23 protein-coding genes are annotated in these 25041 nt (G+C 37.5%); 18 read left to right on the top strand and 5 right to left on the bottom strand.

All coding sequences use genetic code 11. From position 1 onward, the window contains the following. Window positions 1-116 precede the first annotated feature (116 nt). From SACI_RS11115 to SACI_RS11075, 9 genes are all read left to right on the top strand, one after another. On the top strand, window positions 117-998 hold the full coding sequence (locus tag SACI_RS11115; protein WP_011279085.1) for a pirin family protein: 882 nt from the start codon (window positions 117-119) through the stop codon (window positions 996-998). Between the two features lie 107 nt (window positions 999-1105). After that, window positions 1106-1738, top strand: coding sequence for a helix-turn-helix domain-containing protein (locus SACI_RS11110; protein ID WP_011279084.1), 633 nt, complete (start codon window positions 1106-1108; stop codon window positions 1736-1738). A gap of 88 nt (window positions 1739-1826) precedes the next feature. After that, a complete protein-coding gene (gene hpaD / locus SACI_RS11105) occupies window positions 1827-2768 on the top strand; it encodes a 3,4-dihydroxyphenylacetate 2,3-dioxygenase (protein WP_011279083.1) in 942 nt (313 codons plus the stop codon). Further along, window positions 2765-4237 (top strand): 4-hydroxyphenylacetate 3-hydroxylase family protein, encoded by a 1473-nt coding sequence (locus tag SACI_RS11100; protein WP_011279082.1) that lies wholly within the window; start codon window positions 2765-2767, stop codon window positions 4235-4237. Before hpaD ends, SACI_RS11100 begins: the two co-directional genes overlap by 4 nt. 5 nt (window positions 4238-4242) lie before the next feature. After that, a complete protein-coding gene (locus SACI_RS11095) occupies window positions 4243-5085 on the top strand; it encodes a fumarylacetoacetate hydrolase family protein (protein ID WP_011279081.1) in 843 nt (280 codons plus the stop codon). Window positions 5086-5197: 112 nt separating this feature from the next. Then, window positions 5198-6226, top strand: coding sequence for a ferritin family protein (locus tag SACI_RS11090; RefSeq protein ID WP_011279080.1), 1029 nt, complete (start codon window positions 5198-5200; stop codon window positions 6224-6226). 13 nt (window positions 6227-6239) lie between these two features. Then, window positions 6240-6623 (top strand): Zn-ribbon domain-containing OB-fold protein, encoded by a 384-nt coding sequence (locus tag SACI_RS11085; protein ID WP_011279079.1) that lies wholly within the window; start codon window positions 6240-6242, stop codon window positions 6621-6623. Continuing rightward, a complete protein-coding gene (locus tag SACI_RS11080) occupies window positions 6620-7906 on the top strand; it encodes a phenylacetate--CoA ligase (RefSeq protein ID WP_011279078.1) in 1287 nt (428 codons plus the stop codon). The genes SACI_RS11085 and SACI_RS11080 overlap by 4 nt, the downstream gene beginning before the upstream one ends. Window positions 7907-7915: 9 nt before the next feature. Beyond that, a complete protein-coding gene (locus SACI_RS11075) occupies window positions 7916-8326 on the top strand; it encodes a PaaI family thioesterase (RefSeq protein ID WP_011279077.1) in 411 nt (136 codons plus the stop codon). A gap of 26 nt (window positions 8327-8352) precedes the next feature. On the opposite strand, the gene SACI_RS11070 is transcribed toward SACI_RS11075, so the two are convergent. Beyond that, window positions 8353-9513 carry a thiolase domain-containing protein gene (locus SACI_RS11070; RefSeq protein ID WP_011279076.1) on the bottom strand — a complete coding sequence of 387 codons (1161 nt, stop codon included), beginning with the start codon at window positions 9511-9513 and terminating at the stop codon, window positions 8353-8355. 80 nt (window positions 9514-9593) lie between these two features. On the opposite strand from SACI_RS11070, the gene SACI_RS11065 reads away from it, so the two are divergent. From SACI_RS11065 to SACI_RS11040, 6 genes are all read left to right on the top strand, one after another. After that, a complete protein-coding gene (locus SACI_RS11065) occupies window positions 9594-10823 on the top strand; it encodes an NAD(P)/FAD-dependent oxidoreductase (RefSeq protein ID WP_176586706.1) in 1230 nt (409 codons plus the stop codon). Between the two features lie 42 nt (window positions 10824-10865). Next, window positions 10866-11633 carry an enoyl-CoA hydratase/isomerase family protein gene (locus SACI_RS11060; RefSeq protein ID WP_015385795.1) on the top strand — a complete coding sequence of 256 codons (768 nt, stop codon included), beginning with the start codon at window positions 10866-10868 and terminating at the stop codon, window positions 11631-11633. Beyond that, window positions 11630-12373, top strand: a complete 744-nt coding sequence (locus SACI_RS11055) for an enoyl-CoA hydratase-related protein (protein WP_011279073.1) — start codon at window positions 11630-11632, stop codon at window positions 12371-12373. The genes SACI_RS11060 and SACI_RS11055 overlap by 4 nt, the downstream gene beginning before the upstream one ends. Before the next feature lie 182 nt (window positions 12374-12555). Beyond that, a complete protein-coding gene (locus tag SACI_RS11050) occupies window positions 12556-13023 on the top strand; it encodes a GNAT family N-acetyltransferase (RefSeq protein WP_011279072.1) in 468 nt (155 codons plus the stop codon). Window positions 13024-13062: 39 nt separating this feature from the next. Continuing rightward, window positions 13063-13635 (top strand): TenA family transcriptional regulator, encoded by a 573-nt coding sequence (locus SACI_RS11045; RefSeq protein WP_011279071.1) that lies wholly within the window; start codon window positions 13063-13065, stop codon window positions 13633-13635. 121 nt (window positions 13636-13756) lie between these two features. Then, the gene (locus SACI_RS11040; RefSeq protein WP_011279070.1) at window positions 13757-15091 is read left to right on the top strand and encodes an MFS transporter; all 1335 of its coding nucleotides are present in this window, start codon (window positions 13757-13759) and stop codon (window positions 15089-15091) included. Window positions 15092-15124: 33 nt separating this feature from the next. Here SACI_RS11040 and SACI_RS11035 read toward each other — a convergent pair whose 3' ends face one another. The 3 genes from SACI_RS11035 to SACI_RS11025 all read right to left on the bottom strand — a co-directional run bounded on the left by SACI_RS11035 (window position 15125) and on the right by SACI_RS11025 (window position 18438). After that, complete coding sequence (locus tag SACI_RS11035) at window positions 15125-16747, bottom strand: thiamine pyrophosphate-requiring protein (RefSeq protein ID WP_011279069.1); 1623 nt, start codon at window positions 16745-16747, stop codon at window positions 15125-15127. 156 nt (window positions 16748-16903) lie between these two features. Continuing rightward, window positions 16904-17425: a hypothetical protein gene (locus tag SACI_RS11030; protein ID WP_011279068.1), complete on the bottom strand. Its 522-nt coding sequence runs from the start codon at window positions 17423-17425 to the stop codon at window positions 16904-16906. Between the two features lie 62 nt (window positions 17426-17487). Beyond that, complete coding sequence (locus SACI_RS11025; protein ID WP_011279067.1) at window positions 17488-18438, bottom strand: hypothetical protein; 951 nt, start codon at window positions 18436-18438, stop codon at window positions 17488-17490. Window positions 18439-18526: 88 nt separating this feature from the next. On the opposite strand from SACI_RS11025, the gene SACI_RS11020 reads away from it, so the two are divergent. Together SACI_RS11020 and SACI_RS11015 are read left to right on the top strand one after the other, a co-directional pair. Continuing rightward, complete coding sequence (locus tag SACI_RS11020; RefSeq protein ID WP_011279066.1) at window positions 18527-19054, top strand: type 1 glutamine amidotransferase domain-containing protein; 528 nt, start codon at window positions 18527-18529, stop codon at window positions 19052-19054. Between the two features lie 189 nt (window positions 19055-19243). Further along, on the top strand, window positions 19244-23089 hold the full coding sequence (locus SACI_RS11015) for a protease pro-enzyme activation domain-containing protein (RefSeq protein ID WP_011279065.1): 3846 nt from the start codon (window positions 19244-19246) through the stop codon (window positions 23087-23089). 61 nt (window positions 23090-23150) lie between these two features. Here the strand turns inward: SACI_RS11015 and SACI_RS11010 are convergent, their stop codons facing one another. Beyond that, entirely contained in the window at window positions 23151-24176 is a 1026-nt protein-coding gene (locus SACI_RS11010) for an AIR synthase family protein (RefSeq protein WP_011279064.1), read from the bottom strand. A gap of 177 nt (window positions 24177-24353) precedes the next feature. Here SACI_RS11010 and SACI_RS11005 point away from each other — a divergent pair, with 177 nt between their 5' ends. Next, window positions 24354-25031 (top strand): CorA family divalent cation transporter, encoded by a 678-nt coding sequence (locus SACI_RS11005; RefSeq protein WP_306308648.1) that lies wholly within the window; start codon window positions 24354-24356, stop codon window positions 25029-25031. Window positions 25032-25041 lie beyond the last annotated feature (10 nt).

Here is a 25041-nt window from a genome sequence, read left to right as displayed (position 1 = left end):
TGTGTGGTCGTTATAGTACTTTCTCTTTAACAAAAACATGGCTTGATTTCTCTTCATTAAATAATCATAATTAAGTTGAATCTAGTTTATATTCTACGAAGGTTAAAGTATTTATTATGAAAAGAGGAGTCTCAGGATTAATAAAAGGAAAGTCCACAATGGACGGTGCCGGGGTAAAGTTATACAGAGTATTTGGGGGTATGCATACAGTTGAGTATACAGATCCATTTCTGTTGCTAGACTTCTTCGGATCATCTAATCCTTCAGATTATCTTGCAGGATTTCCATGGCATCCTCATAGAGGTATAGAGACTGTAACTTTGCTTTATAAAGGAAAGGTAGAACATCAGGACAGTGAGGGGAATAAAGGTGTGATTTATCCTGGGCAGTCTCAGTGGATGACAGCGGGAAGTGGAATTTTCCATCAGGAAATGCCCAGACCATTAGAGGGTACGGAAATAGCTAGGTATAATCAAAAACCTGAGGACATGTATGGTCTACAGTTATGGGTGAATTTGCCATCTAATATGAAGATGTCAGATCCCGTATACAGAGATGTTAAACAGTTACCGAAAGAGAGGTTTGACTTTGGAGAGGTTCAGATATTATCAGGTAAGTTTATGGGCATTGATGGTCCTGTCAGGGTTAAAAGTCCAGTTGACCCAACATATTTAGACGTGTTATTGGACGGGGAAGTTAAAATACCTGTAAAGAACGGCTATACAGTGTTAGTTTATGTGGTTGATGGGAAGATAAAGACCGTAAACACTCCCTATATTGACTCTGGAAACTTAATCATTTTCGATAGAGAGGGAGACGAGGTCGATCTCTCGGGAAATGGTAGATTCATATTAATCTCAGGTAGACCTTTAAATGAGCCTGTGTACTGGTATGGACCTATTGTTATGAATAGTGAAGAACAAATTTTAGAAGCTTTAAATGATCTGAGGAATGGGACTTTTGTAAGGAAGAAAGAGCCTTTACATGAAGACTTTTGAGAGGGCAAGAAATATTTCTAATCATACATATTTTTCTTTTTATTCATATGAAAGCTTTTTCCATTAAGTACATTAAGTTTTTAATTAAAATCGAGAATATTTAGGTAATGAAGAAGCATTTAAACAGAGTTAAAGTTTTGATAGCCCATGATAAGTGTTGGACTTCATCTGTTGACCTCAGTGGTTATACTATTAATTATCATGTTTATCCTGAGAAGGGGTACTTGAGGGCTAGAGTTATTTTCCCCTCCTCAAAGAAAAATGAGTTAAGTAAAATGAAAAGAGCAAAGGATAAAGGAATACTAAGGGTATTGCAAGTTAACCAATTTGATTCTGATATCTATGTAGATTTCCTTAACACTTATAGGAATTCTATAGCAGGTCTACTTTACGATTATGAGACTCTATTCCTGAGAAACGAGCTTAAGGAAGAGAAAGAGCTATGGGACTTCATAACTACAAGTACTGCAGTTAATGAGATAGTGGATCAACTTAAGAGTTATGGAGAGCTAATTGAGGTAAAAGTGGATCAAGTAGATGACATGTTCTTCCCGTATCTATCCCCATCACAAGTAAGAGTATTGAAAGCTGCCTTCGAGTACGGATATTTAGATTACCCTAGGGAAGCCAATGCCGATATACTTGCAGAAAAGCTAAACATAAGTAAGGTGACGTTTTTATACCACCTGAGGTCAGCTGAAAAGAAATTAGTTGAGTTTTACTTGACTCATTTAACCTAGAGGGATGAACAGCTTTCATACTTTTTAGCTTATACCTCTAACTTGTTTTATTGTCCTATTTTATTTTATTTTTAACTAAATGTATATTATGAGCGAAGTACTCCGCCTATCGCATGTTTGTGTCAGAGTAATAGATATGGACAAGTCTCTTTTCTTTTACAGGGATCTACTGGGTTTTCATGAAACAGAAAAGAATGGTGATTATGTGTATCTGAGGGGATACGAGGAAGGACAGCATCATAGTTTGGTACTCAAGAGGGCAGAGTCACCTGGGTTATCCTATATAGCCTTTAGGGTCAGAAACGTGGATAAGATGAGGGAAAAGCTTGAGGCTAGTGGGCTTAAGACGAGAAAATTCGAGGAAAAAGGAGTGGATAACGCAATAATCTTTTCTGACACTGGTGGAATGCCTACAGTATTCTATGAGAATATGGAGTACGTTGATGACATTAGAATGAAGTTTCATATACATAAGGGAGTTTCACCCATAAGATTAGCTCACGTAAATCTCATGGTGGATTCCAATGTTTTTGAGAACGAAATAAAATTCTACCAGAGTTTAGGGTTTTATGAAACTGAAATTTTTCTAGATAAGGAAGGAAAGAAGATGGTCTCCTGGCTAACTAAGTCTGGTGACTCTCATAATCTAGCTATATCCAAATCATCAAGAAAAACACCCGGTTTTCATCATTTTACATATTACGTCCACGATTTAAGGGACGTTATAAGAGCTGCAGATATAATGGCTTCAGCAGAGCTATGGGACTATATAGAGAGAGGTCCTGGAAGGCATGGTGTTACCCAAGGAGTATACATTTACCTGAGAGATCCGAATGGTGGAAGACTAGAGTTCTTCACGGGTGATTATGTAGTCCTAGACCCAGATAAGTGGAAACCAGTAGTTTGGACTTATGAACAATTTAGATATAGGAGTGATTACTGGTCAAGACCTATACCCGAGTCTTGGTTAAATGAATGGATTCCCGTAGAGGATCCCTTTACGGGTAATTTAAGGGGGTGGAATACATGATTAGAAGGGGAGAAGAATATATTAAAAGTTTGAAGGAAGGAAATCACGGAGAAGTTTACTATAATGGCGAAAAAGTTGAAGATATAGTAAACCATCACGCATTTAAAATACCTATTAAGACAGTAGCCAAATACTATGATCTACATTGGGAAGACGAAGCTTTAAGAGTCTACAACAGGGATGTCGGTGAAGACACAAGTATATCATTCTTCAGACCCAGGTCAAAAGAAGACCTAAAGAAAATGAGGGTAGGTTTAAACAGGATTTATGACAACTATTATGGCTTTTTCGGAAGGAGTCCAGACTATCTCAATATATGGAGTATGGTATTTTATGCACATGCAGAGGATTACTTTGGTAAAGTATTTGGAAGTAAAATAATGGAGAATGTGATAAATATTTATAAAGAAGCCACTAAGAAAGACCTATTCTATACTCACGCTATTGTAGCCCCTATGTACGACAGATCAAGACCACCATCTCAGTGGGAGGATCCATATATTCAGATAGGTGTTGTCAAGGAAACTAATGAGGGAGTTATAGTTAGAGGTGCAGCAATGATATGTACTGCGGGACCTTATGCTGAGATGTTGTGGTATTTGCCTAACATAAGGAGAGATAGTGATCCCAGATATGCGATATTCTTCTCTATACCAGGAAATTCAAAGGGTGTAAAATTCATAACAAGAAGAGGCTTCTATCCGAGGGAGAATCTAGGCGAATTCGAGTATCCAATATCGTCACGATTTGAAGAATCTGATGCAATATTAGTTTTAGATAATGTTCTAATTCCATGGGATAGAATAATATTTTACAAGAAGCCTGAAGAAATTGAAGGATTTATGTGGCATACTGTTCAGCTAAGGACATGGTTTAATTGGCATTTTGCCATTCAACACTACTCGAGATTGAAGTTTTACGCTGGGTTAGCCATGGCTATTGCAGAATCAGTTGGTATCAATAACTTCATTAATGTCCAAGAAAAATTGGGAGAAATACTGATTTACCTCACTTTGAATGAGGCAGCATTAATAGCAGCTGAGGAAAATGGAGAATACTTACCAAACATATATAGACCCAATCCTTATATCTCCATCACAGCTAGTCATTTCAACATGAGGGCTTTACCTAGAGTTGACGAAATCCTTAGGCTCATTTCAGCTGGTTCATCTATACCCATACCCGCAGGTATAAGGGATTTTGAGAACCCTGAGGAAAGGGCGATGCTTGAGAAATACCTTGCATCAAAGGGTCTACCAGCTCTTGAAAGAGTAAAACTATTCAATCTATTGTGGGATGTTATAGGCTCTGAGAGTGGTATGAGATACGAACAATATGATAGGTTTAGTAGAGGAGATCCCACAATAAGATGGGCTCAAATGTACACTGAAGTGTTTAAGGATAGGAAAAGAGAATATGTGAAATTGGTAAGGGATATCATGGATCAGATGCCTAATCCTAAGGCGTAATGAAAATGAAATTAGTTTTCTTTGAGTATCAGGGAAAGGTAAGATTGGGAGAAGTTATAGGAAATGATATTATCGAAATGGAGAGTGTTAATAAAGAGCCTAAAGGTGGAAGTTATGATATTCGATCTGTAAAGATTCTTCCTGTCCAAACTGCTTCAATTTTCTGTGTCTTGGTCAACTCTTATAAAATGCTGGGTGCCTCGAGTAAACAGGAAGGAAAAGAGATGCTGGGAACTCCTAAATTTTTCATTAAGCTCCCCTCTATCGTAGTTGGAAACGGAGATATAGTCTATGCCCCTAAGAGTGGTATTAGACCTGAGGTGGAAATAGGTATAATTATTAAGGAAAAATTGAGGAACATAAATTCTGGAAAAATACAAGATTACATCCTAGGTTACACTGTATTTAATGACGTTACGGCTCCGGGTGAGGCTAGTAAGGATTGGTATTATGCGAGGAGGAGGGATCCTAATGATGGAGTAGTGAAACGAATGATTGTGAGGGGTGCTCATTTTAGGAATAAGAATAGGGATACGTTCGCAGTTTTAGGTTCTATTATAACTACTCCAGATGAGGTTAAGTTGGACAGACTTAGGATGATGAGCATTTATGATAATAAGGTAATTCAAGACAGTACAACTGATGAGTTCATATTTTCTCCCGAGGAGATTATAAGGGAGCTCTCCACCATACTCACAATACCCCAATTAAGTGTTATAACAACTGGAACCGTAGGGTATTCTGGCGCTGAAGATACATCTGAATACAAACTTGAGGCTAAAAGTACTACTATGGAAGTTCACGTAGAGAGAATAGGTTCCCTAGTTAATCCTGTTAAAGTTATATAAATTGCCTGATGAATATTTTTAATTTAGCTACTTTTTATAATACCTATTTATTTAACTTGTTTGATTATGACTTTAAATATTATTATGGTGAATAAAAAATTGTGAGAATTTTATGAGTAAGGAGAATAAGTATGAATCAATAAATTTTGAAGAGTCACCCACTTACCCTGAATATAATATATATCCACCAATATGGGATTTCGATAACGAGAGAGCATGGCAACTATATAGAAGGGCTAAAAAAGAGCAGTGGGACGAAGATAACATTGATTGGAGGAGAGTAAAGGAGTGGATGTCTGGATTAGACAGGAAACAGAGACTGGCTATAGCCTATTGGTATGGTCTTTTATCAAACTTCGATCATGCAACCCCTGTATTCGCTTATGCAGTAGTAAAGTCATTTGAGCACCATTTGGATACTGCAGTCAGAGGAATACTTACAACTATAACCTGGGACGAAAATAGGCATAACTTAGTTTGCGGACTAGCTATAAAGAATGCAATGGAGGGTTTCCCATTGAATTTCAAACCTCAAGATGATCTCGAGAAGAAGGCAATGTTAAATGTTCAGTGGGTTTGGTGGAACGGATCAAGATATTGGAAAGCTTACTTAGACGCTTACAAGAAATACGCTCTTGATGTATTATTCACGTCATTTATGATGGGAGAAGCAGCAGCCACAACAGTGTTCACTAGCATGGGAAAGAATGCTAAGAATGAAGAATTTTCAAAGATTTTTAAGAATACAGCTGTTGACGAGACACGTCACTATGCCTTTACCCATTTGATTATGACCCAGAATGCCCCTAATATGAACGAAGATAGGAAAAAACTGGTCACGAAGCAAATTAGGGCTGGCTTTGTGTTCCTATCACTAATCACTTACAAACCCCCTAAGGAATTTTGGAAATTACCTCCTTGGTTCCTGGAAGTCCATCAGAGAATGGAAGATCTAGCTAGAGATGCAGGCTTCTATATTCCCACAGAGAAGGAAAAGGAGGAGGCATGGAAGGATGCTGTGCTTAGAGTAGGCGCTTCCTTGAAGAGATATGGGATAAAATTACCTGATATGCCTGAACTTGGTATAAGTGGAGAGGAAGTAAAGGATATAAGCGAGGACGACTTCATTCCAGTGTTCTAAGGGTGTAACGGTTTTGAAAGTAGACGGGCTACCGATAACCTACAACTATAAAATAAACTATCCAGACCAATTCCTAGAGAAACTAAAGGAGGGTAAGGTAGTAGCTACAAGGTGCGTCGCCTGTAACTCTGTATATTTCCCACCTCAAAAGGACTGTTCAAATTGCGGTTCAGATAAAATGGAATGGGTTGAATTACAGGGCGAAGGGGAGCTAATGACTTATAGTATTGTGTCTCAGAAACCTCAAGGATTCGAGAAGTATCCAGATTACGTGATTGGAATAGTTAGACTGGGAGAAGTAAGTGTGATGGCTTGGATTAAGGGAAGACCAAGAGTAGGAAGTAAAGTTAAGATATCTACAGATGGTCAGAGGATAATCGCTGAGGTGGTAGAGTGAGTGGATATGATGAAACTAATCCTAGACTACTATCTAAGAACGACATAAAGGAGATCCAACAAAAGAGATTGAGAAGGCTTATAAACTACGTATATGAGAATTCTCCGTATTACAGGAAGCTTTTTCAACAGAGAAGAATTTCTCCTGAAGATATAAAAACGGTGGAAGATTTAAGAAAACTCCCTTTTACTACAAAAGAAGAGCTTAGAGATAAGGCATACCCATATGGCGGAGAATTTCTAGCTGTGCCGTTTGAAAAGGTTGTAAGGTTTCATATGACCTCTGGAACTACAGGTATACCGACTGTAAACGCTTATACAACTAATGATATCGAGGTCTGGTCTAACCTGGTAGCGAGGTGTCTCAAAACTGCTAACGTAAACAAGAATGATATAATGATGAATATTTACGGTTACGGTTTATTTACAGGAGGGATTGGTCTTCAACAGGGGGCTGAGAAAATAGGAGTAAAGGTGATTCCGTGGAGTGCAGGGAGAACCGAAGGAATGGTCAAGGCTATAAAGGATTTTAAAGCTACTGTGATAACCGGAACACCATCATATGAATTGGTAGTAGCTGAGACCATCAAAAAACTGGGCATTGACCCAACTACCTTGAATTTGAGGCTTGCCATTCCGGGGGCAGAGGCAATGACCTCGGAGATGCTAAAGAGGATAGAAAGTGAGTTAGCGCTAAAGGAGGGTGCAAGAGAAATATATGGTTTTACAGAGGCTATGGGACCAGGTGTTTCCCAGGAGTGTCCTTATGACGATCATAAAGGGATGCACATATGGACAGATCATTTTATCGCTGAGATAGTCGATCCAGAGACTGGAGAAGTTTTAGATGAGGGAGAAGAAGGAGAATTAGTTATAACAACTCTTTCTAAAGAAGCTGTGCCCCTGATTAGGTATAGAACAAGGGACATTACTAAGATTACTGAAAGCGATGATGATATTCCTTACCCTAAAATAAGTATAATAAAGGGCAGGATTGACGATGTTATATTTTACAAAGGAGTGAAGATATACCCTTCTGCTATAAACTTAGTTTTAATGAAGTATTCAGAGATTGCCGAATATCAAGTGGTTTTTGACAGGAGAGGTAATGAACATAAAATGATACTGAAATTAGAGGTCGAGAACCCTTCTAACGAGTTGAAGCATAAAATAGTGGAGGAAATAAGGACAGTTGCTTTCGTGACACCGGAAATAGAATTCATAAAGGTAGGATCTTTGCCCAGATTTGAGGGTAAGAGTAAGAGGGTAATTATTATGGAATAGGGATTTACTGTGAACCTCAGAGAAAGCAATTTTGCAAAATATCTACATTTAAAATTAGAGGAAATAAGAGAAGGTTATGTTAAAGTATCTGCTGAAGTCAGGGAAGAAAACCTCAACATACACGGGGGTGTTCATGGTTCTTTTATATTTGCTCTTGCCGATACCGCTTTTGAATACATAAGCAACTTTTCGAGGAATTCTGTAGCCCTTCATATGGACATAGATTTTAGAAGACAAGCAACTCTAGGTGAGAAAATAATTGCTGAAGGTTTTGAAGAGAGTAAGGGTAGAACGACTTCGCTATATAGAATAGTGGTTAAGAACGAGGATGGGAAAATAATTGCTCATGTCACAGCTCTGGCTTATCACTTAGATTCTGTAAAAAGAGAACAGAGCAATAAGGGAGAAAATAAGGTTTAAATCACTCGTCATGAACACGTACTTTTTCATCTTCTAAGAACCATAACATATGCATAGTGACCTGTTCCTCCCACATTATGAACCAGTCCAGTGTATCTTTTAAGTGGTTGCTGTAAACTCCCTGCCTCTTCTCTAAGCTGTTTAGTTATCTCGTAAATCATTGATAAGCCAGTAGCACCCAAAGGATGCCCTTTAGACTTTAAGCCTCCAAATAAGTTCACACCGACTTTTCCTCCTTTTTCGCTTTGTCCCTCCTCTATGAACTTTCCTCCTTTACCTTTCTCTACAAATCCTAGGTCTTCATACCCCATTATTTCTGCTATGGTAAACGCATCATGAACTGTAGCAACTTCTATACTATTAGGCGTAATATCAGCCATTTTATAAGCGTCCTGAGCAGCTAATGTTGTAGCCTTAAATCCTAACCACTCTCCTCTTCTCGCAACATATGCGTAGTCATTAGCAAATCCTACTCCACTAATCCACACTGGTGAATCTATCTTTAGCTCTCTCACCTTCTCTTCCGAGGCAAATATTGCTGTTGCGGAACCATCACTAATTGGACATGCATCAAGGAGCTTAATAGGCCATGAAATAACCCTAGACTTTAACACTTCCTCAACTGTGACAGGTTTTTGGAAGTGAGCCTTAGGATTACTTGCTCCATATTTGTGTGCCTTAACCGATACTAGAGCCATTTGTTCTTCTGTTGTACCGAAGACTGCCATGTGTCTAGTAGCGTAAAGAGCATAATAAGTAGGAAATGTAGTACCGTAAAAGTGATATTCCCACTGGTAGTTTCCTCCCCTTCCTCCCACTGCTAAAGAGGTTGAAGTATCGACCTCAGTCATTTTATCCACGCCCACAGCCATAGCTATTTCAGCTAGACCAGATGCTACAAGGGAGTAGGCTGTTAGAGCAGCTGCGAGACCTGTAGCACACATAGCCTCTACTCTCATGGGTACTTTTCCTGTTAAACCTGAGTACTCAGCTACAATAGGTCCTGGATAAAGTTCAACACCTCTGTATGCAGTACTACCTAATATCACAGTATTAACATCCTTCTGGGTTACTCCAGCATCTTCAAAGGCCTCCTTTATTGACTCCCAAGCTAATTCCTGGATACTTACGTCATCTCTCTTTCCAAACTTAGAGTGTCCTACACCTATAACTGCGACCTTTCTCATATTTTTAAACTAGCGTTTGATAATTAATAAACTCTTATTTGAAATACGAGATTATATACTACGTTATTGATATATTAGATGTGTCATCAAAACTTACCTCTAAGTATGTTATTATAGGAAGTGGAATAGCTGGTTATCACGCACTAAAAGAGATGTTAAACATAGACCCTAAGGCAAATATTACACTAGTTACTAGTGATAGTTCTTTACCTTATGATAGACCTCCATTATCTAAGGAGTATATGAGGAGTGAAAGGGATAGGGACAGTTTATTCTTTGAAAAGCCTGAATTTTATCAACGGGATAACCTGAAAGTAATGCTTAACACTACGGTCGAAAGGTTAAATGTGAAGGAGAAGTTTTTAACACTCTCCACAGGACAAACACTGAACTTTGATAAATTGCTCATAACAACAGGGGGAAAGCCTAGGAAACTTGGTATCCATGGCGAGAATCTTAATGGAGTTCATTATCTTAGAACTTTAAGTGATGCAGATTCAATTAAGGAGGATTTGAAACACGGTAAAAAGCCAGTAATTGTTGGGGCAGGCTTCATAGGTGTTGAGGTAGCCGCTAGTCTCAGGAGCCTAGGTTTTGAGCCTGTGGTAATAGAGGTAAAGCCTTTCATATGGAGTACGTTTGTGGATGAAAAAGTTTCTGAAATGGTACGGAAGTACTTTGAGAATAAGGGTGTGACTTTCCTTCTGAACGAAGGTGTTAAGGAGTTCGAAGGAAGCCAAAGGGTTAATAGTGTAATAACGTCTGGTGGAAAGAAAATTGAGAGTAGCATGGTTCTCGTGGCTGTAGGTATAAGCCCTAATGTCGAGATAGCTAACGAATTACAAGTTAACAACGGAATATTAGTAGACGAACATCTAAAAGCTAAGGAAGACATTTATGTTGCTGGAGATGTAGCTAATATTCTTGATCCAGTCTCAGGAAAAAGGAGGAGGATAGAACACTGGAATAACGCATATTATACTGGTCAATTAGCTGCGAGAAATATGATGGGTCAAAATGAGAGTTATAACTTTTTGTCTACAGTTTGGTCCGATATATTTGACCTCCATATAGAGTCTGGTGGGGAGACAACTGGGTATGATGACTATGTTATGAGGGGTAATTTTGACAAGAAATCCTTGAATGTAATTTATGTTAAAGGAGGGTTAGTTATAGGTTATGTTGCATTCAACAGAGATATGAGTGAATTAGAGGCTATAAATAAGTTAATTCAAGATAAGGTAGACATAAAGAGTAAGGTAGATAAGCTGAAGGACGAATCCTTTGACATAAGGAAATTATCATCATAATTTTGTTATGAATTTTTATTTTTGTAGGTAGCTTAAATATTGATGTACGAGACAATAAAGCTCGAGACGAAGGATAAAAAGATTGGTATCATAAAATTAAATAGACCTGACAGGCTCAATGCAATAAACTTTAAAATGGTGGATGATCTAGTTAACGCTCTTGACGAACTGGAGAAGTCTCCAGTAAAAGTTGTGATAATTACAGGAGAAGGTAAAGCTTTTTCAGCTGGTGCAGATGTAAAAGAAATGGTCGACACTCCTTTAAAAGAAATTGTACTTAAAGGTCATATGCCTTTATGGGAGAAAATGAGGGCTTTTAAGAAACCTGTAATAGCTGCTGTTAATGGTGTGGCAGCAGGTGGAGGACTCGAACTTGCTATGGCTTGTGATATAATCATTGCATCTGAATCAGCTAAATTTGGTCAGCCTGAAATTAACCTGGGTATAATCCCTGGTGCAGGTGGTACACAGAGATTGACTAGAACAGTAGGAAAGTATAACGCAATGAAGATGGTACTAACTGGTGAACTCATTTCTGCCAAGGAGGCTAAAGATATGGGATTAGTGGTTAAGGTTGTTCCAGACGGTTCACTGATAGATGAGGCTATTAGATTAGCTAATGAAATAGCCTCAAAGCCCTTATTCTCCTTAATTTTAGCAAAGGAAGCTGTAAATAGAGCATTAGAGACTAATCTTCAACAGGGTTTAGACATAGAGAGGAGAAACTTTTATGTAGCTCTAGCTAGCGAAGAAGCTAAAGAGGGTATGAAGGCGTTCCTAGAAAAGAGAAAACCCAGGTGGGAAGAATGATAGTTGAGAACAAAGATGGTTATGCAATAGTAAAGTTCGATAGACCTGAAAAATTGAATGCACTTAACCTAAAAACAAGGAATGATATGATATCGATATTAAGAAAATTAAACGCTGATCCTACTGTTAAGTCAGTGATTCTGACTGGAGAAGGTAGGGGATTTTGTGTAGGAGCTGATTTAAGTGAGATGGTTGAGGACATTTACGCTGACCTCAAGTATACCTTCCAACCTATTATTAAGGAAATAAGAAATCCAAATAAATTGTATATTTCTGCTATTAACGGAGTTGTTGCTGGTGCATGTTTAGGAATAGTACTCTCTACAGATTTCAGGATAAGTAGAAAAGATGTAAAGTTTGTGACAGCTTTCCAGAGAATTGGTCTTACCTCAGATACAGGTGTAGCTTACTTTTTAGCTAAACTAGTCGGCGTGAAGTCGTACGACCTATTAATTCTAGGAGGGGAATTTACAGCAGAAGATGCTGAAAAGTGGGGGTTGGTAAAAATATCTGAGGATCCCCTGTCAGACGCTGTTAAGCTAGCTCAAAGAATTTCTGCAGGTCCGTTCTTAACTTATGTGGCAGGAAAGAAGATGGTGAATAAGATATTATTTGAGGACATGGATGATTTTCTCGAGTACGAAGCATTATTACAAAGTGAATTGGGTAAGACTGAGGACTTCAAGGAAGGAGTTCAATCATTCATAGAAAAACGTGAGCCCAAGTATAAAGGAAGATAAAATTTTTTTAAAAAATACTTCTAAATTTAACCTTTGTGTTTGTTTTACTCCTTATTATAATAAAAAGTTGAATTTAGAATACGTAATCTATAGTACAGTTTTCAAATAATTATACTTTAGTTTCCATGTTTATACATAGTGGATAAGTATTTAAACCCAAATTGTAATATATAAGTGAGAAAATGAGTGAACAAATAACATTGAGAATAGCGAGAAAAGAGGATTGGCAACAAATATATCAACTTTACTCCTCCTTAACTGACGAAGACCTCTACTTACGCTATTTCCATCTATACAAACCTACTGAAGATGATGCAAAGAGAATTGCAGATTGTTTGGACCATAGAACAATAGTTGTTGAGTATCAGGGTAAAATAATTGCTGAGGGCTCCATCTACAAAGATGGAGAATTTGCTCTAGTGGTTCATCCAGAGTATAGACAGCTGGGTCTTGGTACAAAATTAGTATTAGCATTGATAAGTGAAGCGAAGAAAATGGGAATATCAAAAGTGAGATTTTACACACTCCCTGAAAATACTCCAATGATTAAAATAGGAAGAAAGCTGGGATTTAATGTAAAACTTAATGGTGATGAAGTTTACGCTGAAAAAGACATCGAGAAAGAGAATGTAGTATTAACCCTTGCATAAGGAAAACTGTTTAAATTTCTCCCCCTTATCTAATTTTATATGTTAAAGGAGTTAAGACAGGAGTTAAGTAATTTAAACGAAAAAATATTAAATCATCCCTTTATACTGAGGGCAGAAAGTGGAGATTTACCATTAAGTAAACTCGAGTTGTTTTATGACCAACAATGGTATATCGTAAATTACGATCTGCGATCACTAGCGATCATGGTAAGTAGGGCTAATCAGCAGGACGAGCTAGACTTCTTCCTTTCAACTCTTCAAGGTGATTATGAAGGTCTAAAAATACTTAGAGAAGTAGCAAAGAAAACCTACTCACCACTTCCCACTGCCATATCTTATACGCATTACCTATCATGGTTGGCAAACTATGGAAATTCCGGAGAGCAAGCTGTTGCATTGACAGTCAATCTTCCGGTTTGGGCGGAAAATTGCAGAAGGCTTGCTAATGCTTTTAGAGGTAAAGCTGATGTCAGGTTTCTTGATCTCTTTGGAAGAGTTGAAATCGACGATAACAAAGTGGAGACCATAGTTTCAAGGTATTTAGGTAGATATAAAGAAATATCTACAATAATACAATTTTATGAGTTACAATTTTGGAATAGCTTACTATAAACTTAATCCAATATAAAATTTGACCAGTTTTCAAACCATACGTATTTTAGACAAAAATTTTAAACAATAGACTTCCTTTTTCTAACATTCAATTTATTAACTGGTTATATTAATCTATCATATGGAAAGCTGGACAAGAGAAGCAAAGCTTGCCCTAACTTCCCAGTTTTTAGGATTCATGCTAGACGCCTATGATCTACTATTCGTATCAGCCCTAACACCATATATAGAGAAAAACCTAGTACCACCAGGTTTAACAGGCCTTGTAGGATATTTCGTGACTTTAGCATTAGGATTAGGACTTACTCTGATCGGAAGGCCTTTAGGAAGCGCAATATTCGGTAACTTCGGTGACGTATGGGGTAGAAGAAGGACATTAATGATAACTATAATAGGTTTTTCAGTGTTTAGCGCGTTAATTGGACTTTTACCCACATATGCTGCAATAGGAATAGCTGCCTCAATTTTATACGCAGTGTTAAGATTCATAGAGGGAATATTTGTAGGAGGAGAATATGCTGTAGGACATCCTTTCGCTATAGAATATGCACCAAGTAAATGGAGAGGACTAGTAAGTGGTATTGCCCAAGGTGCGTTCTCATGGGGAACTGCTATAGGTGCAGGGATAGTCTATCTGTTTATTTCAGTTCTAGGAGATAAAGCGATGAGCGACTACGGATGGAGATTAGTCTTTTTCACTGGACTAATTCCTGCAGCAGTTGCTTTTATAATAAGATACCTAGTCCCAGAAACTCCTGTTTTCAGAAAGGCTCTAAGTGAGAGGAAACTAGAGAGAATTCCATTCTTCTCGCTGTTCAGACCACCAACGTTATACACGTTCTTAAATGTCTTCGTGTTAATGACTGGACTATTCTTCAGCTCTTATTCACTATTTGATTTTGCCACTGGAATACTCACAAAGGCTGGTCTATCTACACAAGAGGCGTCGCTGTATTACTCTTTAGCAGGTGTATTTGCAGCTATAGCTGCTACACTATGGGGTCTATCTTCAGATTTCATCGGAAGAAAGAAGGCTTTTCTAATAGCAGCAATTGTAACTATAATTTTAGCTACACCCTCTTTCTATTTATGGTACAATGCTGCTAAAGCAAACGATGTAGGGTTATTATTCCTCGGTTCCTTCTTGATAGGTTGGTTAACCCAGTGGCCTTGGGGACTTGTGCCAGTGTATCTATCAGAAAGATTCATAACGAAGAGAAGAGCTAGCGGTGTCGGTTTCGGTTATAGTTCTGGAGTATTTATATCAGCTTGGATGCCAATATATTCTATACCTCTTTCAGCATATTTTGCAGGTATTGAGGGAGGAGACCCATGGTTTGTCGCTGCGTTCTTCCTAATTTTAGCTGCTGTAATTTATGGTATAGCTGCTCTGATAGGACCTGAGACTAGGACAGTAGATCTGTATTGGACAGAGGAAAGTGAAAAAATAAGGTAAAGAAGAGTTCCCTTAATTTTTGTATTATTCAAGTCATCTAGTTTTTTCCACTATAACCTGCAGGACTGATAGTCCTCGATTTAATATAGCCTCTTTCAGAGAGTACTCCAGTTCACTAACTTCTTCTATTACTTTGTAGAAACCTCCATATGCTCTAACCCCCTCTCCTATATTATACCTTTTGAAGTCTGCCCCAGGATAGTTCTGCCTTTTTCTTGCCTCTCCCTCAGGATAGACATGAGCTGTGGCTTCTGCACTTGCGAGCCAACCTCCATTGTCATAAATTATCACTGTAACATCACCCCCATAACTCCTAACTGCATAATAGAATGCGTCAGGAACTCCAAATATAAAGGATCCATCACCTACAGTAGCTATTACTTTCTTATTTGTGGCTAGACTGAAACCGAAGGATGCACCTAAACTCCAACCCAAATGACCGAATGCTGGATCTGAGAAGTATTGTCCAAAATGCAGTTTAGCATATTTCGGATTAAACGGGTATTCATTAAATATGGCATATTGGTCTCCCAGCAGTTCCCTAGAGAGCTTGGTGATCATATAAGAGAGTAATCTAGGATGTATTTTATCCCTCCCTTTGGACAATCTCTCTATCTCTTCGATCTTCTTCTTATCTTGCTCACTTTTAATTTCTAGTACCTTCTCCTTCCACTCTTTCTTTTCGTTCACTTTTAATCTTGAAAAGAAATCTGAGACAGTTGATTGTATACATAGGTCGCAGGGAAATCCATAGAAAGGTATATAAGAATATGACGGATCTACGTCTACCCTTATGACCTTAGCATTTATTTTTCCGACCTTCTTAGGTATCCATGGCACTTCATTTTCTACAACGATCACTAAATCTGAATTCGTTATGTCAAACTCATATAACCCAAAGTCACCTTCGTAGTTTACCACTTCCCCGATGTAATGCACTACAGGGATCCCTGTGTTATCAACAAATTTCTTCATCTCATCAAACCATTCCTTTCTTCTACCTGCTCTCCAGGTGAGTATTATAGGTCTTTCACTTTCCTCGATCATCCTCTGAGCTGTCCTAATGTCCTCTAATCTAGCTCCAGGTTCAAAGGTTGATAACTTTCTCGATATTCGAGACTGTGTCTTCTCTACGCTTACTTCTCTAGGAATTGTTATGTAAACTGGTCCTCTTGGTTCACTGTAAGCTAGCTGAATCCCTCTTGCTATAGCCTCAGGAATTTGTTCAACTTTTCTTATTTCGAAGTCCCATTTTATCCATTGCCTTACCACTGTACCTTGGTCTCTAGCTTCCTGAGTCCAGTGGATTCTGAGGTTTCTACTTCCCTCATGTCCCTCCTCTGTATAAGGACTTCTGCCTGCTATAACTATAAGTGGTATCCTTGACGTGTAAGCGTCTACAATTATACCTAGCGCATTCAATGTTCCCGGAATGGTATGTACTGCTGCTACCCCTGTTTTGCCTCCGAGTGAATAGCCCATAGCAGCTGCGGTAGCTGTTATTTCATGAGGTACAACAATAAATTCAGGTAGTGCTCCATCTTTTGCTTTCTCCTCAATAAACGCCGCATAATCCGTACCTGAAACTATAAATATTTTATCAACTCCACCTAACTCTTTCAAATTTTCCAAAAATATTTTTGCACCAGATTCCATAATGTATAATGCAAATTCAGGTATTTATACTCAATACTGAAGGGAATTCTTCTACGTTTGAGCTAAATTAAAGAAACGGAAGCTACTGTATCATATAAATTTAGGCGGAATACCTAAGACGGAGAGCAATTCATATTTCAGTCCACAATACTAGTTCTAAAGTACTCTCCTTTTAGTGTAAAAAGACATTATTAACATAAATAACCCTATCATTTTTATCACATCTCCAGCTACAGAGACTATGCCTAAGTTTATTAGATACATGGGAAGCCCTATCGTGTATATTAGTGCGCCATAGAAAAATAATGAGGAGAATAGTTTATTCACGTTATAAAGCGAGAGGTATATAGATATTCCTGCAAGGGGCTCAAACATATAACCTAGTATTAACGTTTCGATTCCAATAAACTGATTCAACTGGATTAGTATAAGTCCAGCAAATGCTATGACTATTGCTAATGCTCCAAATACTCTCATAAAGAAACTTTTCTTGAGGTTTGATCTAGAATATGTGATATAAGATGGTAGGGCTAAGATAAATATTATCCACATCAGTAATTTAGATGTGGTTGAAAATAGGTACTGAAGTCCATTTATAAGGACTAATATAAGTTCAACTAAAATAAATGCTGATGCTATGATACTAATCATATTCCCCCTGTATATCCTCTCACTCATAATTCATAGTCCAACTTTATATAATTTAAAAGATCATTTCAAAATTTATTACACATTTGATCTCACTCTAAATTCCTTGGCAGATATTTACTGGACATGCCTAACTTTATCGTCCTTATAGTAAAATTATGTCTATTTAAAATGAGGAAGATTAGGACAGCTGAAATGAAAAATACTGACGATAAAGGAAGATTTACAAATCGCATAAAGTAAGAGAGGGCTGATAGTATAGGTATTGGGAAAAGCTTCCCGTAATTATATCGGGATGTTGAATACGTAATACAGTTAAAGAAGAAAGGTATCATAACCCCGAAAGCGAAAGCATGTATTTGCTCTCCCAGAAAGAGTGAGGAAAAAGATACAATTACGGCTACAGACAGGGTTAAAATTGATGATAGGTTTCTCTCCTTTACTCGAGTTTTATACAGTAACCATAAAACATAACCTGCAATCGTTATACTAATTGAAATTGGGTACAGCAGAACTAAGATAAATACGGAAAATTGTTTGAACCCTAGTTTAGCTTTTATTCCTAAGGTTGCACTAAATACTCCTATATTAACACCCAATAGATAGAGGAGAAGTGGAGGTACTAATACAAAGTATCCAAATTGGACGTAAAATATCCAACCTATTAGGGAAGCGAAAGGTGAGGATAAGACTAGTAAGTTTAAAGGAAATCTACTACCGTATCCTCTTATATCTGAGATAGACCACAGTTCTGTAATTATCAACACTAACGATGCAAGGGCTTGAAAAGGGTAATAAGGTATAGCCAAGAGGAAAAGCGAAGTAAGATGAGTTGCGAGATAGTTCCTAGCAGGGAAAAATAGCCTGGAGATCATCCCAAAGTAGATAGAATAAGTTCCAATCATCATGAAGTAAAAATGGTGGGGTAAATTGTTGAATGCTGATATCCCTCCTATCCCCCAATACACTAACCCTAGTATCAAATAAGGTATATTAACGCCCCACGGCTCTATCTCCTTAATTACTTTCTTTTTGTTTTTCACTAGTTTCCTATTTTACTTCTAGTTTAAAATATAAGACCTTAATTTTAAGGCGGTTAACCTTAAATTTTATGAACGGTCATATATATTTATGAACGAAAAGAAAGTCTTGTTTGTAATAGGAGAGGAATTTGAGGATATAGAGTTCCTTTACCCCTATTACAGGGTAATAGAAGAAGGCTTTAAGCCAGTAGTTGCCTGGAAGGAAGCTAAAGCTAAGGTCACAGGTAAACATGGATACAGTGTTATTTCAGACGTTGCCTTCAAGGACGTTAGACCCGAGGATTATTTAGCATTAGTTATACCTGGTGGAAGGGGTCCTGAGAACATTAGAAATAGTGAAGAACTAAAGGTCTTAACAAGAAGGTTCTTTGATTTGAAGAAACCTGTTGCTGCGATTTGCCATGGTCCCCAAGTTTTAATATCTGCAAATGTTGTAAAGGGAAGGAAGTTGACCTCTTATGGTTCAATTAAAGACGATGTTATAGCTGCAGGAGGACAATATCTTGATGAGGCAGTTGTCGTTGACGATAATCTAATATCCTCTAGACATCCTGGTGACCTACCTTACTTTGCAGCTTCCCTTATAAAGGCATTAAAGAGTCTTGAGAAGAAATAACATTTAAGTAAAATATTTTTAATTTTTCTAGATTTTACTATATTCTTTATGTATAGAATATTAAACATTATATTATTTTATCGACGGAAAAGTATAATAATTATAAAATCTAATGCACTAGTTTAAAAATAATTTGGATCCTTTAATACATAAATAAAACTTATATATTTTTGAATACCACAAGAATTCATGAAGTATGCAAAAAAGATAATATCTATCTTTTTAGTCTGTATTTTTATAATACCAACTGCTTTAATTTTAAAGTCCCAAGGAGCTACGCAGTATATACAGCCGATTAACATAAAGGGTTTCAATGAAGTTGGTACCCTTCCATCTAACTATCATGTGGAATTCACAGTTTACATACCGCTAAAGAATATTGACCTACTCTATTATTATGTCAACCAAATATCAAATCCTTCCTCTCCTCTTTATCAGCATTTTCTCACACAAGCGCAGGTAGAGAAATTATTTTACCCTACAGACCAGTTCAATGAAATATTAAGTTACCTCAAAAGCTCAGGATTTAATATAGTTTACACTGCAGCTGATTCTGTTATCGTAGCAACAGGAACAGTAAAACAAGTTGAGAACTATTTGGGAGTGCAATACGTAATGATGAACAATGGAAGCGTATCATATTACACTATATACGGAACACCGAAAGTGGATAATATTTACATATACTCCTCAAACGTAACAAAATTAATATTTGGACATCCAAGTACACTTATCTCAGAGGGGTCGTTAAGATCTTTCAGGAGTCTACCCAATACTACTGCACCCATAGAGGCATATTGGCCTACTGCACTTCAGAAGGTTTACAACTTGACTTCACTATACAGTAAAGGATATGAAGGTCAGAACTTTACCATAGGTATTTTAGATTTTGCCGGTAACCCTTACATACAACAGCAGTTAGCTTACTATGACAGTATTGTCAAGTTACCTAATCCGCCTAACTTCACTATCGTTCCAATTGGTCCTTATAATCCAGGCTTAGGTATTGCAACAGGCTGGGATTCAGAAATTAGCCTTGATGTAGAGTCAGCTCATACTATGGCGCCTAGAGCAAATATGGTGTTATATATTGCAAATTTGAATTTGCCATTATCAGCAGTAATTGCATATATTGATCAGCAACATAAAGTTAATATAATATCTCAAAGTTTCAGCATATCTGAAAGTTCATTATCTAGTTATCCTGCCCCAATTTATTATACCAACATAGCTCTCACTGATGTATACTACGCACTAGGCTCAGTGGAGGGCATAACATTTATAGCAAGTAGCGGAGATGTAGGCGGTTCAGGTTATAGTAATGGTCCTTTAGGAACACCTGGATATCCATCTACATCACCCTACGTTCTTTCAGCTGGAGGAACTACAACATACATTCAGTTCCCCAATGGGTCATTCTATCAGACTGCATGGTCCAATTATGGATTTGTGCCTAATGGAGTGAACTACGGAGGAGGCACTGGTGGTGTAAGTATTGTAGAACCTAAACCTTGGTATCAATGGGGTATAACTTCTCCTAAAACATATCCAAATGGTAGACTTGGTCCAGACGTTTCGGCGAATGCTAATGTTTACCCTGGAATATATATAATAGGTGGATTCAATCAGACACTCATAACCGGAGGAACAAGTGAAGCTTCTCCATTACTAGCAGGAATGCTCGTAGCTGTTATGAGTTATGTTAACCATAGTCTAGGGCTTATAAATCCGCTATTATATCAGATAGGCGAGAATCCTCAGTTATATTCTAAAATATTCTACCCAATAACATTCGGATATAATATTCCATGGACATCTAGTTACGGCTACAATTTAGCCACAGGTTGGGGAGCTCTGAATGCAGGAGAGTTTGCGCAGTACTTAAAGTCGCACAGATCAGAACTTAAGAGTTCTCTATCTATCATGGTTGAATTATTAGGTCCTCAGGGATCTCAGAGTACATTCATGCCTGGAGAAACAATGACTGTAGTAGCTAATATAACTATTAATAGAACCGTTGTTTCATCAGGTAGCTTCAATGCAGTATTAGAGGACTTATATGGAAATGTGACTAACATACCTCTAACTTATAATTCAAGCCTTGGCTTATGGACAGGACAGTTTACCCTTCCTTCAACTGCTAATGGAATCTTGTCAGTTGTAGTATATGGAAGTTCTCAAGGAACAAGTGGCTATGGTTTCACTGAAACATTTTCAGGTTATTACGTGACTTTCTTATCTCCGGTAACTATGACTCCATTCTACTCTGGTATAAACCCAGTTCAGGCAGTTGTCACAGATATTAACGGGAATCCTGCACCTACTAACTTTACAGTCGAAGCCTCTGTTTACTCTTATAATATTACAGATAATGCATATACATTCCTAACTAACATTACTTTAGTATATAATAATAAAGCGTCTGAATGGGTAGGTATTTTACCGGCTAACCTGACAGTGGGTGATGATCTAATTTACGTGAACAACGCTTATGGTATAGTAGCATTCTCTAACGGAATTTATTTACAGTCTCTCTTCATACGACCGCAAGTTATTGCTGAACCAGGTGCTGTTGCAGGTGGTCAGTCAATAATAATACAAGGAACACCATTGACAAACATTCCTGATCCAAATATAGCACAGGGAATCACAATAAAAGCTGAGTTAGTCAACCAGCAGGGTGAAGTAGTCAGTCAGGGACTAGTCACTTATAGTCCATTAGGTCAGTACTATGGCTACATACCAGTTCCAGAGAACCTAAATGCTGGTCTATACACGATATTATTATTCGCAAGTTATAATTCGTCAACATTGGGTCAAGTATTCACAGGTTTCTATTACGGACAGATTTATGTTGTACCAAAGTACAGTGTACCACAAATAAATATTGAAAAGTATGTATATCAAGGTCAAACAGTATACGTCTATGCTAATATTACATATCCAAATGGAACACCTGTAAAATATGGGATGTATTCAGCTACAGTTTATCCAATGACATTTAGTTCCAGCTATTCAAATATAAGTGCGAATGTCAATATACCATTATTCTACAATCCATCTATTCAACTATGGGAGGGCAATTTCACTATACCATCAGCTTCCTCATTAGGTAACTTAAGCTATTTCAAAGGTTTAACTTACTTCACAGGTCCATTCCAGATATTGATTTCAGGAGTTTCTGCAGATGGTGTACCTACAACAAATGACTTAAGTTCTGCATATACCTTTTACGTAACTCCATATACACTAATGGAAAATCAGACACTCTCTAACGTGAAATTATACAATATGGTTTTAAGAAACGTAAATATAACGGGTAACTCCGTTTTAGGAAGTAATATCCTCCAGAACGTAGTTCTATCAAATGGTAACTTTATGCTTGTGGGCTCTAATGTGTCCTCAATAACCGTCGAGAATGCTAATATTACAATCGTGAATTCACAGGTTGCCTCAATAAATGCAGTAAATAGTAATATTAACCTAATATCCACAACCGTTAATAGTGCAGGCTTAACTAACTCCAAGATCAGTTCAGAGATAAATTCTAAGATTCTCAGTGTCTCACCATCACTTCCCACGATTCAAATAAATGTTCCCTTAGGTAATCTAACGGGTACTGTAAATATTGGTATAACCGTCTCAGGTAGTCAAGTATCGCAAGTGAGTCTATACCTAGATAATCAGTTATTGACGACTTTTAGTGGTAGTGGAACATTTAGCTATCAACTCGATACCACAAAATATCCTGACGGTACTTATACATTGACTGTTGTTGCTCAGCAAACTACAGGGTTATTCAATAAGACATCAACCTATGTGACGTTCAGCAACCAATTAAATCAAGGTTTACAATCCGCTCACAGCGAGATTCAGTCGGTTTCAAGTACCCTAAATAACAATTTACAGTCGGTTTCCAGTACACTAGACTCGAGATTGTCCTCTCAATCCTCAATTGCCACTGGAGCGTTAATAGCTGCTATTATAGCACTAGCATTAGGAATAGTTGCTATATTTATTGGCAGAAGAAAGTAAAAAAGGAAGAATGTTTTAAAAGCCATCACGTACTTTTTTATTTGTTCCTCTTTTTACTACATCACATTTCCTTAGATAGCTTAAAGAAGGCTCTCCAGAAAGGATCCTCTTCAGGTGGATTTATTTTTGTCTTAGCCCCATCCTTACCTACCAATTCCACTCCCTCACCACTATCAATCTTTCCAATAACTTCAGCCTCAATTCCATTTCGAATGAGCTCTCTCTTTATCTCCTCTCCCTTATCACTTACAATAATCATGGTACCCTCACTTATTGATGACCACGGGTCAATCTCCACTATTCTGGTTATTTCCCTAACGCTGGGTCTAATGAATAATCTATCCTCATATATCTTTATCATCTTATTCGTCACCTTTGCTATCTCATTTAATGCTCCGTAGACTCCTCCTTCGGTAGCGTCATGCATTAGGTGTATACCAATCTTTGAAGCTATAAGCCCATCCTTCCAGCAACTCATCTGCCAGTATAAGTTATAAGCATCTTCGAAGAGCTCTTTGCTACTGGTTCTCTGTCTGAAGTACTCTGGATGTAAATTGGTCAGTAACGCTACTGCCTCGATTGCAGGTCCCTTTGTCATTATCACATCATCACCTACCCTAACCTTTGATGGCATTCCGACAGTTTCTTTACTTCCGATACCTAGCATCGAAAAGCCTCCAATCATAGGATAATCTGTACCCTCATATACACCCGTGTGCCCACCAACTACCATTACCCCTATTTCTTTCATAGCTTCGTGCATTCCTACCCACATATCCTGAAATTCATCGTCTTTTATACTGGGGGGAAGATTAAGATCAATTAGCGCATACTGTGGCGGAATTCCTGAAGTCATTACATCACTCGCTAAGATATGGACTGCAAACCAGGCAGATTTTCTGAATCCAAGTTGAGGTACAATAAATACGGGATCCGTTTTAACTACTAAAACCCTTCCATCATTCAGGTCGATTACGCCTGTATCTACACCATTTTGTGGTGGTACTATGACTTCCTCTCTTATCTTACCCAGATGCGGATAAATCACACTGGAGAATACTTTTGCGTCTATCTTTCCTAATCTCATGCCTTATAATTTATAATTATTGTTTAAATCGTTATATCATCTCAAATTTAACAGTAAGTTAGCGTTAAGAATATTGGATTATATTTTTTATAATATTCTTCTCTAATGTGATTTTATGGTATGTAATTTCGCAGTATCCGAACTGCACTCTGACTTTCCAAAGGACGATGTTGTGACATCTATAGGGTAATCCGTGAAAATGGTTCCTATTATGTTAGAATTGACTTCGATGGGAAGCCTCACTATCTAACTATAACCAATGAGAAAATACTGTTTCACTCTGAGTTCTTAGTTAAGCTAGTGAATGAAGGTGAGGTTGAAGAATGTACAGTAAATTCTGTCATGAAGTCACTGGTCTATGGTCTACTCTATGAATTAGGTACTAGGAGGATAGAAGTTAATAAGAAACTAGAAAGTTTGCTTAAGAACATAACAGATGGGAATGTTAAATCAACATCTGAGATAAATCAGGTTAGGTCAGAGATTATTACATTGTACTCAGATTCTTCAGCCCTCTACTATCTTTCAAAGAAACTATCTAAGTTTCTAGATAAGGAAGTGGAGGACGACTGTCTATTTGCTTATGATAGAGCCGAAATCTTGATCACAAGGGAATCTGAGTTATACAACATATACTTGACTGAAATACAGAACGATTTGAACATAGTGATAAAAAAATTGACCTCTATCTCATTCATATTCTTGCCCATAACCGCGGTAGCAAGTATACTGGCGATAAGTTTTAACGACTTACCGTCTAACCTTAACTCGCCATACTTTGGTTTGTCTTTAGTACTTTTAGTACTTTTAGGAATTGCATTAACAATTTACTTAAGGAAAATAGATTGGTTGTAACCAAAATAAA

The sequence above is a fragment of the Sulfolobus acidocaldarius DSM 639 genome, from assembly GCF_000012285.1.
Lineage (GTDB): Archaea > Thermoproteota > Thermoprotei_A > Sulfolobales > Sulfolobaceae > Sulfolobus > Sulfolobus acidocaldarius.
The sequence above is the reverse complement of the archived record's forward strand: the minus strand, read 5'-3'. Positions and strand labels throughout refer to the sequence as shown.